At 63.0% G+C, this 16,951-nt stretch carries 13 protein-coding genes and 1 pseudogene; 10 read left to right on the forward strand and 4 right to left on the reverse strand.

What is annotated here, in order from left to right:
- The 6 genes and pseudogenes from B0E55_RS16095 to B0E55_RS16120 all read left to right on the forward strand — a co-directional run.
- Positions 1-189, forward strand: a pseudogene (locus B0E55_RS16095) (hydroxylase); the annotation flags it as partial.
- A gap of 166 nt (positions 190-355) precedes the next feature.
- Positions 356-2,035 carry an energy-dependent translational throttle protein EttA gene (ettA, locus tag B0E55_RS16100; protein WP_007730925.1) on the forward strand — a complete coding sequence of 560 codons (1,680 nt, stop codon included), beginning with the start codon at positions 356-358 and terminating at the stop codon, positions 2,033-2,035.
- Between the two features lie 4 nt (positions 2,036-2,039).
- Positions 2,040-2,459: an acyl-CoA thioesterase gene (locus B0E55_RS16105; protein ID WP_019749099.1), complete on the forward strand. Its 420-nt coding sequence runs from the start codon at positions 2,040-2,042 to the stop codon at positions 2,457-2,459.
- Between the two features lie 99 nt (positions 2,460-2,558).
- Entirely contained in the window at positions 2,559-7,406 is a 4,848-nt protein-coding gene (locus tag B0E55_RS16110) for an NAD-glutamate dehydrogenase (protein WP_080910034.1), read from the forward strand.
- Positions 7,403-7,822 (forward strand): acyl-CoA thioesterase, encoded by a 420-nt coding sequence (locus B0E55_RS16115; RefSeq protein WP_003944573.1) that lies wholly within the window; start codon positions 7,403-7,405, stop codon positions 7,820-7,822. The genes B0E55_RS16110 and B0E55_RS16115 overlap by 4 nt, the downstream gene beginning before the upstream one ends.
- Positions 7,815-8,501, forward strand: a complete 687-nt coding sequence (locus B0E55_RS16120; RefSeq protein WP_020970006.1) for a hypothetical protein — start codon at positions 7,815-7,817, stop codon at positions 8,499-8,501. The genes B0E55_RS16115 and B0E55_RS16120 overlap by 8 nt, the downstream gene beginning before the upstream one ends.
- 66 nt (positions 8,502-8,567) lie before the next feature.
- Here the strand turns inward: B0E55_RS16120 and B0E55_RS16125 are convergent, their stop codons facing one another.
- Complete coding sequence (locus tag B0E55_RS16125) at positions 8,568-10,166, reverse strand: glycoside hydrolase family 13 protein (protein ID WP_080910035.1); 1,599 nt, start codon at positions 10,164-10,166, stop codon at positions 8,568-8,570.
- A gap of 106 nt (positions 10,167-10,272) precedes the next feature.
- Here B0E55_RS16125 and B0E55_RS16130 point away from each other — a divergent pair, with 106 nt between their 5' ends.
- Positions 10,273-10,764, forward strand: a complete 492-nt coding sequence (locus tag B0E55_RS16130) for a cupin domain-containing protein (RefSeq protein WP_019749095.1) — start codon at positions 10,273-10,275, stop codon at positions 10,762-10,764.
- A gap of 4 nt (positions 10,765-10,768) precedes the next feature.
- Here the strand turns inward: B0E55_RS16130 and B0E55_RS16135 are convergent, their stop codons facing one another.
- Entirely contained in the window at positions 10,769-11,176 is a 408-nt protein-coding gene (locus B0E55_RS16135) for a globin (RefSeq protein ID WP_003944464.1), read from the reverse strand.
- Positions 11,177-11,358: 182 nt separating this feature from the next.
- Between B0E55_RS16135 and B0E55_RS16140 the strand changes: the two genes are divergently transcribed.
- The 3 genes from B0E55_RS16140 (at position 11,359) to B0E55_RS16150 (ending at position 12,933) form a co-directional block, all read left to right on the forward strand.
- Complete coding sequence (locus tag B0E55_RS16140; protein WP_198538424.1) at positions 11,359-12,057, forward strand: HNH endonuclease; 699 nt, start codon at positions 11,359-11,361, stop codon at positions 12,055-12,057.
- Positions 12,058-12,203: 146 nt separating this feature from the next.
- Entirely contained in the window at positions 12,204-12,467 is a 264-nt protein-coding gene (ctaJ, locus tag B0E55_RS16145) for an aa3-type cytochrome oxidase subunit CtaJ (RefSeq protein ID WP_007730943.1), read from the forward strand.
- Complete coding sequence (locus B0E55_RS16150; RefSeq protein ID WP_070797090.1) at positions 12,454-12,933, forward strand: DUF5130 domain-containing protein; 480 nt, start codon at positions 12,454-12,456, stop codon at positions 12,931-12,933. The genes ctaJ and B0E55_RS16150 overlap by 14 nt, the downstream gene beginning before the upstream one ends.
- 71 nt (positions 12,934-13,004) lie before the next feature.
- Here the strand turns inward: B0E55_RS16150 and pepN are convergent, their stop codons facing one another.
- Positions 13,005-15,584, reverse strand: a complete 2,580-nt coding sequence (gene pepN, locus B0E55_RS16155) for an aminopeptidase N (RefSeq protein WP_080910036.1) — start codon at positions 15,582-15,584, stop codon at positions 13,005-13,007.
- 65 nt (positions 15,585-15,649) lie between these two features.
- Positions 15,650-16,885, reverse strand: a complete 1,236-nt coding sequence (locus tag B0E55_RS16160; RefSeq protein ID WP_020908238.1) for an NAD(P)/FAD-dependent oxidoreductase — start codon at positions 16,883-16,885, stop codon at positions 15,650-15,652.
- Between the last annotated feature and the right edge of the window lie 66 nt (positions 16,886-16,951).

Raw genomic sequence — 16,951 nt, forward strand, 5'->3', positions numbered from 1 at the left:
GCGGTGGACGAGATCTTTGCTCGTTCCGGTGGTGGCGCGTTGCAGTTGAACACGCCGATGCAGCGGTTCTGGCGTGATGCGCATGCCGGTCTCGCGCACGCGATCCATGTGCCTGGTTCCATTTTCCATTCGTCGACGCTCTCGCAGCTCGGTGGCGAGCCGAAGGGCATCCACCGGGCAATGATCTGAGCCGTCCGGGGGATACCCGGAGGTGTCCCCATCGCGGTTTTCGTGGGGGTCGATGAGCATGTCGGTGAATCTGGTCGATGACCTCGGACTGTCCGCAGAACCCGGATCGGAGTGAGTGCCAACGCGCAATGTGGGTTATAGGACAAACACCGATAGGCTGGCGGTCATGGCTGAGTTCATTTACACGATGAAGAAGGTGCGCAAGGCGCACGGTGACAAGGTCATCCTCGATGACGTCACGATGAGCTTTTACCCCGGCGCGAAGATCGGTGTCGTCGGACCGAACGGCGCTGGTAAATCCAGCATCCTCAAGATCATGGCCGGACTGGACCAGCCGGGCAACGGCGAGGCATTCCTGGCTCCGGGCGCGACCGTCGGCATCCTCATGCAGGAGCCGGAGCTCGACGAGACCAAGACGGTTCGCGAGAACGTCGAGGACGGTCTCGGAGAGACGATGGTCCAACTCAAGCGGTACAACGAGATCGCCGAGCTGATGGCCACGGATTACTCCGACGAGCTCATGGAAGAGATGGGCGAACTGCAGGAGAAGCTCGATCACGCAGACGCGTGGGAGATCGACTCGCAGCTCGAGCAGGCTATGGACGCCCTGCGCTGCCCCCCGCCGGAAGAGATGGTCACCCACCTCTCCGGTGGTGAGAAGCGACGCGTTGCGCTCTGCAAGCTGCTGCTGAGCAAGCCCGACCTCCTGCTCCTCGATGAGCCCACCAACCACCTCGACGCCGAATCTGTCCTGTGGCTCGAGCAGCACCTCGCTGCATACCCCGGCGCAATCCTCGCCGTGACCCACGATCGTTACTTCCTCGATCACGTCGCGCAGTGGATCTGTGAAGTCGACCGCGGACGCCTGTACCCGTACGAGGGCAACTACTCCACCTACCTGGAGCAGAAGGCTGCACGCCTCGAAGTTGCCGGCAAGAAGGATCAGAAGCTGCAGAAGCGCCTCAAGGACGAGCTCGCATGGGTTCGTTCCGGCGCCAAGGCCCGCCAGGCCAAGAACAAGGCTCGTCTCGATCGCTACGAGGAAATGGCGAACGAAGCCGAGAAGACCCGCAAACTCGACTTCGACGAGATCCAGATCCCGGCACCGCCGCGCCTGGGTGACGTGGTCGTGGAGGTCTCGAACCTCGACAAGGGCTTCGACGGCCGCGTGCTGATCAAGGATCTTTCGTTCACGTTGCCGCGCAACGGAATTGTCGGCGTCATCGGCCCCAACGGCGTCGGTAAGACGACGCTGTTCAAGACCATCGTCGGTCTCGAGGAGCCTGACGCCGGTGAGGTCAAGATCGGTCAGACGGTCAAGCTGAGCTACGTCGACCAGAACCGTTCCGGAATCGACCCCAAGAAGACGGTCTGGGAGACCGTGTCCGACGGGCTCGATTTCATCGTCGTCGGCCAGACCGAGTTCCCCTCGCGCGCGTACATCAGCTCGTTCGGTTTCAAGGGCCACGATCAGCAGAAGCCGGCCGGCGTCCTCTCCGGTGGTGAGCGCAACCGCCTGAACCTGGCGATGACGCTCAAGCAGGGCGGCAACCTGATCCTGCTCGATGAGCCCACCAACGACCTCGACGTCGAAACCCTCGGCTCGCTGGAGAACGCTCTCGAAGAGTTCCCCGGCTGCGCCGTCGTGATCTCGCACGATCGCTGGTTCCTGGACCGGACCTGTACCCACATCCTCGCGTGGGAAGGTGGCTTCGGCGACAACGAGGCAGCTTGGTACTGGTACGAGGGCAACTTCGAGGGCTACGAGGCGAACAAGGTCGAGCGACTCGGCCCCGACGCCGCACGCCCGCACCGCGTGACTCACCGCAAGCTCACCAGGGACTGATCCGGTGTCCGACGTATACACAGCGCAGATCCAGGTCCGGTGGGGCGATTCCGACCGGTTGGGTCACGTCAACAACACGCGTTACGTCGAGTACATGCAGGAAGCTCGCATCCAGTTCCTGGAAGCGAAACTGGCGCCGCTCGGCGGCCGGCCGGGATACCTCGTGGTTCGAAAGATGACCATCGAGTTCCTCAAGCCGGTCACCGATCGGTCCGGTCCGTTGAACGTGGAGATCTTCACGACTCACGTCGGGACTTCCTCGTTCACGGTTCGGCACGTCATCCGTGACAACGCGGGTGTCGAATGCGCCTTCGGCGACGCGTTGATGGTCGGATTCGACACCGTGTCCGAAAAGTCCAGACCGCTGGCGGACAGCGAACGTGCGGTGCTCGAAGCATCGCTTGTTCAGATGACGACATCGTAGATTTCGTTTCTCAGTTCACCCTAGGTACTGGTTGCCGCGGCTAGTCTCGAGTCAGAGATTGGTCGCGGCGATCAGAACCCACAAGGATGTGAGCCAGGAATGACAGACCGTGTACGGCAGCAGGGCACAGGCCTCGACGAAGCGACGTTGTTGACGCGTCTTCGCGAGGCCTTTTTCACGCACATCGACGAGGGTGACAGCGACGACGTCATCAACGGTCGATCGGATCGAGTCCTGCTCGCGCATCTCGCGCTCGGGAGGCAGCGGACGCCAGGCACGGCCGTATGGCGTGTGTACCGCCCGTCAGGATCCGAGGGTCTCGGCGCTGCCGTCCAGATCGTCACCGACGATATGTCGTTGCTCGTCGAGTCCGTTACCGCGATGCTCAACCGACAAGGCGTGGGAATCAGTCAATTCGCCCATCCGATCCTGACGGTTGAACGCGACAACGCGGGCAATCTGATTTCCTTGGGCGACAGCGGTATCCAAGAATCCTGGATGCACGTCCAGTTGGACTCCGAAGTCGAGGATTCCGATCTCGACGCGATCGAAGCCCACCTCGGCAAAGTGCTCGCGGACGTCCGCCAGGTGGTTGGTGATACCCCGGATATGAAGGCACTGCAACTGCGCGTTGCCGACGAGTTGGAGAGTGCTGCAGAAACTGCCTCCGGGAGGATCACCCCCGAAGAATTCTCCGATACCGCTCGGCTGCTCCGGTGGATGGCGGACGGAAACTACGCCGTACTCGGATACCGGCGATTCGAGGGCACGAAGGACGGCTCACGCACGGTCGCCGGCAGCGGGCTCGGCGTGCTGCGCTCCGACGCGGTCACCGAAGGCCCGATGAGTTTGCCTCCAGTTGCAGATCTCCCGGATCGACCGCTTCTGGTCCTGACGCAGGGATCGTTCCCCGCCACGGTGCACCGCGCTGTTTACCCGTACTTCGTGGGTGTCTCGATCCTCGACGACGAGGGAAACATCGTGGGGGAGCACAGATTCCTGGGTGTGTTCACCGTGGTCGCACTCCACGAGAACGTCCTCGCGATTCCTCTGATCGAGCGACGCGTCCGCGAAGTCATCGCGCGTGCCGGTGTCGACCTGCATTCGTACTCCGGGCAGGCGATGCTCGAGGTCATCCAGTCCTTCCCGCGCACCGAGTTGTTCTCGAGCGATGCCGAGACCTTGTTCGAGACCGTCCACGCCGTGCACAGCATCGGGCTGCGTCGACAGGTGCGACTCTTTGTCCGCGAGGACACGTTCGGACGGTTCGTATCCTGCTTGGTGTATCTGCCTCGCGACCGGTATACGACGCGGGTGCGACTGGCGATGCAAAACCTGTTGTGGCGCGAATTCGGCCCAGGCGCGGTTGATTACACCGCCCGGGTTACCGAGAACGATCTTGCGCTGTTGCACGTGACGATCCGGCGCGATCCGGACAGTGAGCCGGTTCACCTGGATGTCTCCGAGGCCAACCGCGAGCGAGTTCAGGCCCTGCTGACCGAAGTCAGTCGTAGCTGGGACGACCGCATCAACGACCTTGTTCGCGACATTCCGGGCGTGGATCCGGAACTGGTGCAACGGTATTCGCGGGTGCTTCCCGATGGATACAAGGAGGACTTCGAGCCGTCACGCGCGCTGGCCGACATCGCCAGGCTCGAGGCGTTGGCGCCAGGCGCGATCGACGTACTGCTCTATCGCGCTGTGGACTCCGCGCCCGGTGCCTGGCGCTTCACGCTCTTCGTCGGCGGCGACGGTATCTCGTTGAGTCAGGTGCTCCCCGTGCTGCAGTCACTCGGCGTCGAAGTTCTCGACGAGCGACCGCACGTCGTGCAGCGACTCGACGGCGTTCAGTGCTGGATCTACGATTTCGGATTGTCGGTACCGGCGGATCTTCGGGCGTCGGTCGAGATCGACCTCGATGCGCAGGTGCCGCTCGAGACCAGTACCGCCCCGCTGACCGAGGTCCAGAAGCGATTCACGGCTGCATTCGGTGCAGTCTGGTTCGGCCGGGCAGAAGCTGACCGATTCAACGAGTTGGTGCTGCGGGCCGGAATGTCCTGGCGGCAAGCCGTGGTGTTGCGTGCTTACGCAAAGTATTTGCGCCAGGCCACATTTCCGTACAGTCAGTTCCACATCGAAGGAATCGCGCTTACGCACCCGCAGACCGCGTTTGCATTGGTGCAGTTGTTCGAGGCGATGTTCGACCCCGAGAAGCAGGACGACATCCGCGTCGCCGAATTGGACGAGCAGTTGCGTGCGTCCATCGACGAGGTACTCAGCTTGGATGCCGATCGCATTCTGCGTGGAATGTTCTCCTTGGTGAAGGCGACCTTGCGTACCAATTTCTACGTCGTCGACGCCGATGGCCGCTCTCGCGACTACCTGTCGGTCAAGCTCGATCCCTCGCGGATCAGCGAGTTGCCCAAGCCGCGGCCGGCTTTCGAGATCTACGTGTACTCACCCGAGGTCGAAGGCGTCCACCTGCGATTCGGCGCAGTAGCGCGCGGCGGACTCCGCTGGTCCGACCGGCGCGAGGATTTCCGCACCGAGGTGCTCGGCTTGGTGAAGGCTCAGGCCGTCAAGAACGCGGTGATCGTGCCGGTCGGCGCCAAGGGCGGCTTCGTCGTGAAGAATCCGCCTCTGCCGACGGGTGATCCGGCCGCTGATCGAACGGCGACGCTGGAAACCGGCAAAGCCTGCTACACCACGTTCATCTCCGGATTGCTCGACATCACCGACAACGTGCACGCGGCCACCGGCGAAGTTGTGACGCCGGATCGAGTGGTGCGCAAGGACGATCAGGATCGCTACCTGGTGGTCGCCGCGGACAAGGGCACGGCGACGTTCTCGGATCTCGCGAATTCGGTTGCCGCCAAGTACGACTTCTGGCTCGGCGACGCGTTTGCCTCCGGTGGCTCCGTGGGATACGACCACAAGGGCATGGGAATCACCGCTCGCGGCGCCTGGGAAAGCGTCAAGCGGCACTTCCGCGAACTCGGGGTCGACACGCAGACGCAGGATTTCACGACGGTAGGCGTCGGCGACATGAGCGGAGACGTGTTCGGCAACGGAATGCTCCTCAGTCGGCACATTCGTCTGGTGGGCGCTTTCGACCATCGACACATCTTCCTCGATCCGAACCCGGATGCAGCGAGCTCGTTCGTCGAACGTCAACGACTTTTCGAGTTGCCACGGTCGTCATGGGCCGACTACGACAAGAGCCTGATCAGTGAAGGTGGCGGCGTCTGGGACCGCACGGTCAAGTCGGTTCCGATCGCCGAAAGCGTCAGGATCGCACTGGGTCTGGCCGAGGGGGTCACGAAGCTCTCGCCGCCGGAATTGATGCAGGCGATTCTGTCGGCACCGGTGGATCTGCTGTGGAACGGCGGAATCGGTACATACGTCAAGGCTTCGACCGAGACTAACGCGCAGGTCGGAGACAAGAGCAACGACGCGGTGCGAGTCGACGGTCAAGACCTGCGGGTCAAGGTGATCGGTGAGGGCGGCAACCTCGGCGTGACTGCTCTGGGACGAATCGAGTTCAGCGCCAACGGCGGTCACATCAACACCGACGCCATCGACAACTCGGCCGGCGTCGACTGCTCCGATCACGAAGTGAACATCAAGATCCTTCTCGATTCGCTCGTGCGTTCGCAGTTACTGCCGACGCAAGAACGGAATCCGTTGCTGGCGTCGATGACCGACGACGTGGCGGCGCTGGTGTTGGCGGACAACATCGCCCAGAATGCGCTGCTCGGAATCTCCCGCGTGACGGCGCCGCAGATGCTCGGTGTTCACCGCCGTCAGTTGACGGATCTGACCAAGGCACGTGGCCTTGACCGCAAGCTCGAGGCGTTGCCGACCGACAAGGAGATCGAGCGTCGACTCGAGGCCGGTGTGGGTCTGACGTCGCCGGAATTGGCGACGCTGACGGCGCACGTGAAGCTTTCACTCAAGGACGATCTGCTCGCAACCGAGTTGCCGGACAACGATTTCTTTGCCCAGCAGATCCCGCAGTACTTCCCGACCGCTGTTCGCGATCGGTTCGAAACGGAGATCAAGGCACACCCGTTGCGGCGGCAGATCGTCGCGACGATGCTCGTGAACGAAGTGATCGACAACGGCGGAATCACGTACGCCTACCGCTTGGCCGAGGAGACCGGAGCGAGCAGTACCGACTCGATCCGTGCGTACGCCGCTGTGCGAGAGGTCTTTGCGCTCGACGAGGTGTGGTCGCGAATCCGCTCGGCCGGCGTCAGTGCAGAGATCGAAAACGAGCTGATCGTGGAGTCATGCCGCTTGCTCGACCGCGCGTCGCGGTGGTTCCTGGCCAATCGGCCCCAGCCGATCGCGGTCGGCGCCGAAGTTGCGCGCTACTCGGCAGCGTATCGGGCGACGGCGCCGCTGGTTCCGGGGCTGCTCGCCGGCCACCAGCTCGACGATCTGCTCGTGCGCGCTCAATCCGTGATCGATCGCGGGGCTCCGGAAGCGTTGGCGCTGGACGTGTTCCGACTGCTCGACGTCTACTGCCTGCTCGACATCGCGGATATCGCCGACATCGCAGATCACGACATCACCGAAGTCGCGGAGCTGTACTACGCCTTGGACGCGCATCTGGGAATCGACTGGCTGCTGAGCGCGGTCTCGGGACTCGAGCGCGGCGATCGCTGGCACTCGCTTGCTCGGCTCGCGTTGCGAGACGACCTCTACAGTTCGCTGCGGCAGCTGACGATGGAGGTTCTGGCCGGCGGCGAGCCGGGGGAGTCGCCGCAGGAGAAGATCGACGAATGGGAATCGACCAACGCCTCGCGGCTGAGTCGGGCGAGGGCAGCTCTCGTCGAGATCTTCGAGTCTGGGACGCTTGACCTCGCGACGCTCTCGGTGGCGGCGCGTCAGGTTCGTAGCATGGTGCGCAGCATGGGCACCCGATCGGAGGTAGGACGTTGAGCGAAGGGTTCCACGCCGAAGTTGTGGTTCGGTGGTCCGACATGGATGCCTTCCAGCACATCAACCACGCACGGATGGTGACGTTGCTCGAAGAGGCGAGGATTCCTTGGTTGTTCGAAGACTCGCGCCCGACGGTCACCCTGCGTGACGGGGCTGTGATTGCCGATCTCCATGTGCGGTACCGCGGGCAACTGCGGCACGACGATTCACCGCTCGATGTCTTCATGTGGGTGGAAAAGGTTCGCGCGGTGGACTTCACCATCGCGTACGAGGTTCGCCCCCGCGGCGCCGATCTCAGCGTCCCGCCGTCCATCGTGGCATCGACTCAGATCGCGGCCTTCGATATCGACACTCAACGTCTGCGCCGCCTCAGCGGGCCCGAGCGGGAGTACTTGGAGAGCTGGCAACGTGCATGAACGTGTCCTGACCGTGCCCGAGGAGGCCGAGCGAAAGAACTTGGCCGGCTTCATCGGTCACGCCTTGCGTTTGGACGAGTCCGCGGTCATCCGAATGCGTCGACGCGGCGATGCGCACCTGAGCGTCTGGGCGTCAACGGGTTTCGACGCTCTGGCGACGCGAACCGTGGCGGGCACCATCAACCCTGACGACACGTCGGCTGCCGGCGATCAGTTGCTCTCGGCGGTGGAGCAGGCAACAAGTGAGCTGATCGATCCGGGGTTCGCCATGGATTCGGCGTGGCGTGGGGCGTTGCCGCCGATGGACGGCTTCGAGCACCTGGACGACGTACCCGCCCGGGTGCTGATCGAACTGGCGCAACGGGGCAACGCCTTGGCGCTCGAGCATGGAAGTAGTCACGGGCCGCCGGCGTCGTTGCTCGATCAGGACGTGCTCGAGGTCAGTGGTCCGTCAGGCACGGTCGGGATCTCGATGCGAGTTATTTTTGCCTTGACCGCAATGGGATTCGTTCCGCACGCCGGATCCGAAGCGATGACTGCGGACATCGATCTCGAACAGATCGACGCGTCGGAACTGGTTCGGGTGCGGGCGAGTCGATCGTGGGTGCGCCTCGATGCACGGTTTGGTTCGATCTACCGTCACCGCGGTGGTTCGATACCGCTGATGGTTGCGCGGTAGGAGTTCAGGCGACGGCCACCACCAGCGCGATGGGGCCGCCGCCTGACGACGTGCGAGAGTGTTCGGTCAGATCAGCCACGCCGCAGCGTTGACGGGCAACTGACCGTCGACGAGTGGTGCGCTGCTCAACAGCAGCTGCCCGCTCGGCAGTGCGATCGGCACCTCCGTGGTGTTGAGAGCACAGATCAGACCGCCGCGTCGACGGAAAGCGAGGCAGCCGGGGGGACTGCCGTACCAATCGATGTCGGTGCCGGAAAACTCCGTCCTGGCGCTACGAAGTTCGAGGGCGGCGCGATACAGCGAGAGCATCGAGTCGACGTCCTCGATCTGAGCCTCCACGGTGAGCGTCGACCACTCGGCCGGCATCGGCAGCCAGGTACTCGCACCGGTGGTGAATCCGAAAGGCGGCTCGGTTCCTTCCCAGGGAAGGGGCACTCGACAGCCGTCGCGTCCTCGCTCGGCATGTCCGGATCGTTCCCAGACCGGGTCCTGTAGTGCATCGTCGGGCAGGTCGACGTTCGGCAGGCCGAGTTCGGCTCCGTTGTAGATGAAGCTCGCGCCCGGAAGCGCCAACTCGACGAGGATCATCGCCCGTGCGCGTTGCGTTCCGATCTCGCCCCCGCCGTAGCGCGTGACTTCACGTTCGACGTCGTGATTCGACAGTGTCCACGTGGGCACACCCCCGACCTCGGCGACGGCCGCGAGGGAGTTCTCCACGGCCTCTCGGACGGACTCGGCGGAGAATTCGGTTTCTGCAAGCCGGAAGTTGAATCCGAGATGCAGTTCGTCTGGCCGGATGTATTCGCCGAACTTCTGGTTGTCCTTCACCCAGATCTCGCCGACGGTCATCGCCTCCGGGAACTCGTCCATGACCTTGCGGATGCCGCGGTGGATTTCGTGAACTGCCGGATTGTTGAACCGCGGGTCGTCGTCGGAATTGCGCATGAGCTCGTTGAGCTCCCAGTCGTGGTCCGGCAAACCGTCGGGCTTGGCCATTCCGTGGGCCACGTCGATGCGGAATCCGTCGATTCCGCGCTCGAGCCAGAAGCGCAGAGTCTTGGCGAGGTCGTCGAAGACCTCGGGGTTGTCCCAGTTCAGGTCCGGCTGTTCCTTGGCGAAGATGTGCAGGTACCACTGGCCGGGTGTTCCGTCGGCTTCGGTGACGCGGGTCCATGCCGGGCCGCCGAAGATGCTCGGCCAGTTGTTCGGCGGTTCGTTGCCTTTTTCACCTTTGCCGTCTCGGAAGATGTAGCGGGATCGCTCCGCAGAACCGGGCGCCGACGCCAGGGCTGCCTTGAACCACTCGTGCTGATCACTCGTGTGGTTCGGGACCAAGTCCATGGTGACCTTGATTCCGCGCTCGTGGGCCGACGTGATCAGCGAATCCATCGTCGCCAGATCACCGAACAGGGGATCGATGTCGCGAGGATCCGAGACGTCGTAGCCGTGGTCTGCCATCGGTGACTTCATCACCGGGCTCAACCAGATCGCGTCGATGCCGAGCAGCTCGAGGTAGCCGAGTTTCTCCTCGACTCCGCCGAGGTCGCCGATACCGTCACTGCCCGAATCGGCAAAGGAACGCGGATAGATCTGATAGAAGACCGCCTCGTTCCACCACGGGGCTTCGGGCCGGCTTACAGAGGACGAATCCGCGGGGGTGCTCACAGCAGTTCATAGTGCCAAACGTCTGGCACTCTCACGACTTGGACACGGCAAAAGCATGACTCTTTACCTAGCCTTGGTGTACTTTGCATTCACGCGGTGACTCCATGTGGCAACTTTGGTGTTACTGCCGGGGGAGAAGTATCGAGAATTCAACCAAGGGGGCTTGGCCTTGACTTTGTCGGCAATCGAAGCGGTGAGTTTGGATCACGTACTGCTCGACGATGATCCGATCAACCGTGACTGGATAATCTTCGGCACACCGGTTGCACGGTCGGCGCAATGGTCGGCGAGTAAAGACGGGACCACGACTACGCACGTCTGGGATTGCACGAAGGGGCGCTTCCGCTGGTACTTCCATGCGGACGAAATCGTGCACATCATCGAAGGGTCGGTCACCGTTCAGGGCGACGGAATCGCGAAACGAACCCTGGGCGTCGGCGATGCCGCACTCTTCCGGGCGGGCAGCTGGTCGGAGTGGGAGGTCGAAGAGTACGTGCGCAAGCACGCAATCTTGAGTTCTCCGCTACATCCCACGGTGTCGTTCGGGGTACGGGCAGCCCGCCGGATCGCGCGTGTGTTCAGGCCGAAGGCGAAGTAAACGGTCAGATGGCGGAGTTCACCATGGACGCAGCAGCCATCTCCATGTAGTCGATCAACTGCTTGCGGTGCACCGGGCTCAGGGTCTTCTCGTCGATGGACGCGATGGCGACGTGCATGCACCTAAGCCACGCATCACGCTCGATCGGGCCGATCACGAAAGGATTGTGGCGCATCCGCAGACGCGGATGCCCACGCTCCTCCGAGTACGTGTGCGGCCCGCCCCAGTACTGCTCGAGGAACATCCGCATCCGCCGCTCTGCCGGGCCGAGATCGGCCTCGGGGTAGAGCGGGCGCACAACCTCGTCCTTCGCGACTTCTTCGTAGAATCGCGCGGTGAGCTTGTGAAACGTCTCGGCTCCGCCGACGGCGTCGTAGAAGGTCTGCTGCACGTCGTGCTGTACGTCATTCATGGCAAGTTCCATTGTGCCTGACGGCCGTAGTGGTCGGTTTCCGGGTCGACGACGGTTGCATCGGGTCGGAATGCGTACCCATTCACCGGAAATTCACCGGCCGTCCTGGCAATTTTGTTCGAAATGGGAGTGCGTAACGCGATCATCCGTGGTCAACTTGGGGGCAGTCTCCCGGAGGTCGTATGAAGAACCGACATGCTGCACGCAATCACCGACAACTCCAGCCCACTAGCGCGCGGAACGACCACGCGTTAGGGGCTGTTCTGGAAGTTGTTCCTGACGGGTTCGCGCACACTGCTGACCCACTCTTTTCCGAAGAGCATTCTCACCTCAAGATGTTCCCTCCCGATCGCGTTGTGCCCGAGTGGGTAAAACGTCGGGTGCTACTGCTCAACGTCACGTACGAACCGCTGACCGCCCTTCCTGCCAGGCGCGCGGTCGTACTGATGGCCTGCGGCAAGGCCGATACCGTCCACGAGGACGAACAGGGCCCGGTAGTCCATTCTGCGGACTGGTCGGTGCAGGTTCCCTCGGTCATTCGATTGCGCACCTACGTGCGCGTTCCGTATCGCGCCCGCATCCCCATGACCCGTGCCGCACTGATGCATCGTGACCACTTCCGATGTGCGTACTGCGGAGCCAAAGCCGAAACCATCGACCACGTCGTTCCTCGCAGCCGAGGTGGCGGGCATTCGTGGGAGAACTGCGTAGCGTGCTGTGCCCCCTGCAATCACCGCAAGGCCGACAAGATGCTCAGCGAACTCGGATGGACTCTCCGTGCGGAATTGGTTCCCCCGTCCGGTCCGCATTGGCGTCTGCTCGCGGCGACCAAGGAATTGCATCCGGCGTGGATGCCGTATCTCGGCGTGGGCGCAGCCTGAGCTATGTGTCGGCGTGGGCGCAGCCTGAGCTATGTGTCGGCGTGGGCGCAGCCTGAGCCGCGTTCCGTCGTCACCGAAATGAAATTGCCCGAGAATTTGTGGCCCTGACGCTTTCCTTCCTGGCGTTCTGGGCTACGTTATCTGGTGTGAGCATTCTCGAGGTAGTACTGATATACGTTGGGATTCCGGCCTTGATCACCGCGTTCTTCGCGGCTGCGTCCTTCCTCGGGAAGAAGACGCCGGGACCGGTTCCGCCGGCGTTCCATCTCGGTGAGTCGTGGGATCACGCTCCCGTGCTGTGGAGTGCTGTCGACGAAGTCACCGTTCGCGGTGGCCATCACGGCAGTGCACACGCAATCGAAGCCGGTTCGGCTGATCTGATCGGAGGGTCCGCAAGTGGCAAGTGGTGATCATTCGACCGCGCTCGCAGTAGCGCCCGAGGACCTGCCCGTCGGCAGCGTCGTCACGTCCAGCGGACGCGTTTCCGGTGTGCACCGCATCGGCGAGCCGTTCACCGACGATCTTCCGTTCGAGACCATGGATCTGGTCGCGCTCGACGTCGCGATGACCGAAGCGACGCGGGCCACCAAGGTGCGATTCAACGCCTACATCGGTGATCTCGGTTCTGATCCGGCAGTGGGTGCCGACGCACTGTTCCCGACCACGCCCGAAGCCGAGCGTTCCGTGCTGATCGCCGTCTCGCCCAACCAGCGCACCGTCGAGGTACGCAGCGGGCGGGCAATCGCCGATCGGGTCACTGATCGCGTTACCCAGCTCGGAGCAACGGCAGCTGTTGCATCCTTCAGTGAAGGCAACCTGATCGACGGACTGATCAGTGCCATCCGCGTTATGGCAGCCGCAATTTCAGCGCCGTAACTGTTTGTCAGACACAGGCCGGTGCCCGCGTCGATTCGTGAGAATCGACGCGGGCACCGGCCTTTCGCATGTCAGCTCGCGTCGAACTTTCGTGCTGCGAGTGAACGAACCACACCGGCCTGGCCTTCGACGACCAGACGACGTAACGCGGGAGGGATGTCGCCTTCGAGGAATCGGTCTGCCGCCGCGACGGATTCTGCGGAGATCGACCACGCCGGGTACAGCCCGATGACGACGGTCTGCGCCACTTCGCTCGAGCGTCGTTCCCACACCGCCGCGATGTCGGCGAAGTAGCGGGAGACGAAGGGTTCGAGCAATTCGTCCTGGCCTTCGCGAGCGAACCCGCCGATGATCGATCGTGCGGTGATGTTGGGCACCGAGTCGTCGCCGACGACCTTCGCCCAGACCTCTTCCTTGACCGCGGCCTGCGGACGTCCGGCTGCGGCCGCCGCGGCCTGACGAGCGCCCGCAGCGGTCGGGTCACGCTGGGCTTCGGCGTCGATGAACGGAGTTGCGGTTCCTTCGGCGTCGATCTCACCGGCAGCTGCCAGTGCCCCGACGATGCGCCAGCGCAGGTCCGTGTCGACGATCAGGCCGTCGAGCCCAACGGTGGAGGGATCGGCGTCGAGCAATTCGCGCAGTACCTCGGTGTGCCACGGGGAGAGTGCTGCACCGGTGAGTGCGTTGACGAATGCCAGCTGGTGGTCGGACCCGGCCTCTGCCTCACGTGCGAGTTCGAGCAACCGATTGGCGAAGCTCGCCGCGCCTTCGGCCTCGGCCCAGGCCGGATCTGCGTAGGAGCCGATGGCGGTTTGGGCTTGGAGCAAGAGACGTTGCACCACACCGACTTCGGTCTCCGAACTGATGCCGCGCTCGACCAGCGCGACGAAGTCGCGTGCCTTCAGTTCGGCCTGACGGGTCATTTCCCACGCCGCCGACCAGACCAGGGTGCGGGGGAGTGAGTCGGTGATGTCGCCGACCCGCTCGATCGCCGTCGCCAAAGATTCGGGATCGAGTCGCACGGAGCCGTAGGTGAGATCGTCGTCGTTGACCAACACGAGTGCACCGCGGGCGACGCCGACAAGTTCGGGGACATCCGTGCTTTCCACGGCATCGAGGTCGAGTTCGACGCGATGGCTTCGCACCAACTTGCCGTCGACGTCGTCGTAGATGCCGATGGCGATCCGGTGGATTCGCCGCTCGCCGGCGCCTGGTGCCGCACCGTCCTGCAGGACGGCGAAGCGGGTGAACTTTCCGTCTGCGTCGACATCGAAGTCGGGGCGCAGGATGTTCAAACCGGTGGTCTTGAGCCACTGCCGACCCCAGTCGGAAAGGTCACGGCCCGAGGACTTTTCGAGTGAGCCCAGCAGATCGTCGAATGTTGCGTTTCCGAATGCATGCTCACGGAAGTACTCACGCAGTCCGGCGAGGAACGGCTCGAGTCCGACGTATGCGACCAACTGTTTGAGGACGCTGGCGCCCTTCGCGTAGGTGATGCCGTCGAAGTTGACCTCGACGGCAGCCAGGTCCGGAATGTCCGCGGCAATCGGGTGCGTCGACGGCAACTGATCCTGGCGGTATGCCCACGACTTCTCGACGTTGGCGAACGTCGTCCAGGCGTTCGTGTACTCCGTGGCCTCGGTCTGGCACAGGACCGAAGCGAAGGTCGCGAACGACTCGTTGAGCCACAGGTCGTCCCACCACGCCATCGTGACGAGGTCGCCGAACCACATGTGCGCCATTTCGTGCAGCACCGTCTCGGCACGACGCTCGTACGAGTAGCGGGTCACCTTGGAGCGGAAGACGTAGTCCTCGAGGAAGGTCACGGCGCCGGCATTCTCCATCGCGCCCGCATTGAATTCGGGGACGAAGAGCTGGTCGTACTTGCCGAAGGCATAGGGAACACCGAAGTTGCGGTGGTAGAAGTCGAATCCCTGCTTGGTCTCGGTGAAAAGCCGCTCTTCGTCCATGAACTCGGCCAGCGAAGCGCGGCAGAAGATTCCGAGCGGGATGTCGCCGTGCTCGTCGGAGTAGTTGTCGGTCCACTGCGCGTAGGGACCGGCGATGAGCGCCACCAGGTACGTGCTCATCTTCGGGGTGGTCCGGAAAACGTGCTTGCCGGGATCGGCGGCAAGGGTCTCGACGACCGCGGAGTTGGAGATGACCTTCCACGACGTGGGAGCGGTGACGTGGATGTCGAACGTGGCCTTCAGATCGGGCTGATCGAAGCACGCGAACATGCGCTTGGCGTCAGCCGTCTCGAACTGTGAGTAGAGGTAGACGGCGTCATCGGTCGGGTCGACGAATCGGTGCAGTCCCTCGCCGGTGTGGGAGTAGATGCAATCGGCCTCGATGACCAACTCGTTGTCGGCAGCGAGGTCGGGAAGGCTGATGCCCGTCGACTCGTCGTAGTCGGAGACGTCGAGTGCGGTGCCGTTGAGGACCGCGGAATGGACTCGGGCCGCGACGATGTCGATGAAGCTGCTTGCTCCGGCCGTAGCCGTGAACGTGACGGTGGTCTTCGAAGAGAACGTCTCCTTGCCGGGTGCGTCGTTGCCGTCGGTGAGATCGAGTTCGATCAGATAGTTCTCGACGGTCAGGATTGCTGACCGTTGCGCTGCGGTTTCGCGTGTCAGGTTCGGTGCGACCACAAAGATCTCCTCGTAGATGGTGCGGATCTATTACGTCCATCCCATCACGAAGAGAACGGCTTTACTCAAGCGGACACTTCTGCCAGCGGAATCTCCGGATCGGCCAGCCGCTCCGGATCGACAGGACGCGAAGAGGCGACCAATTCCTTGATGGCGTCACCGGCATCCCAGATGTTCACGTTCATGCCGGCGAGCACCTTGTTCGCGGAATCGAGCCAGAAGGCCAGGAACTCGCGCTTGTCGACGTCGCCGCGAGTGACGACACGGGAGTAGCCGCCGTGCGGCGCGTGACCCACGTATTCCATCCCGAGGTCGTACTGATCGGTGAAGAAATACGGCATGCGCACGTACTCGGCGGGCCGACCCAACATGGTGTCTGCGGCCGTCTCGGGTTGGTTGAGTGCGTTTGCCCAGTGCTCCACCCGAATTCGTGCATTCAGAATCGGATGCTGTGCGGCCGCGATGTCGCCTACTGCAACGACGTCGGGGTCGCTGCTCTGCAGACCGGCGTCGACGAGAACTCCGTTGTCGACGTCGATACCCGCCTCCGACGCCAACTCGGTGTTCGGCAACGCGCCGACAGCAATCAACACGGCGTCGGCCGGAATCACGGTGCCGTCGCTCAAAGTGACGCCGGCGGCGTGATCGCCGTCGACAGAGATTGCGCTGACGTCCGTGCCAGTGCGCAAGTCGACGCCGTTCTGGCGGTGCAGAGCGGCGAAGACCTCACCCATTTCCGGGCCCAGGGTCGATTCGAGCGGAAGGCCGGCATGTTCGAGCACGGTGACGTCGACGTCGAAACCGCGAGCCGACGCGGCAATTTCGAGACCGATCCAGCCGGCACCGATCACGACGAGCTTCTTGTCGGCGGCCAGGGTGCGCAGTAGCGCAGCGGCTTGATCGACTGTTCGTACGTAGTGAACGCCCTCGGCGTCGGACCCCGGGATGTCGAGGCGCCGCGAACGTGAGCCGGTGGCCAAGGCGAGCTTGTCGTAGCTGATCGTGGAACCGTCCGGAAGTGACACGGTGTGCGCAGCGGGGTCGATGGCCGTTGCCGTCGTTCCCGGACGAAGATCGATGTGATGGTCGCGGAACCACTCGCCGTCGTGGACGGTGAATTCGGGGAGTGTCTTCTTGCCTGCGAAGAACTCTTTCGACAGCGGCGGCCGCTCGTACGGAAGGTGGTCTTCTTCGCTCAATACGGTGATCTCACCGTCGAAATCTCTGTCACGCAGGGCTTCTGCGATCTTTGCGCCCGCGAGCCCGCCGCCGACGATCACGAATCTCCGGTTGGTGCTCATTACTGAACCACTCCTTCGTACTCGTTTCTTTTCGACACTACTGCGATCGGAAGGTGGTTCGGGGGA

It is taken from the genome of Rhodococcus sp. 66b (genome assembly GCF_002076325.1).
GTDB classification, from domain to species: Bacteria; Actinomycetota; Actinomycetes; order Mycobacteriales; family Mycobacteriaceae; genus Rhodococcus_F; species Rhodococcus_F erythropolis.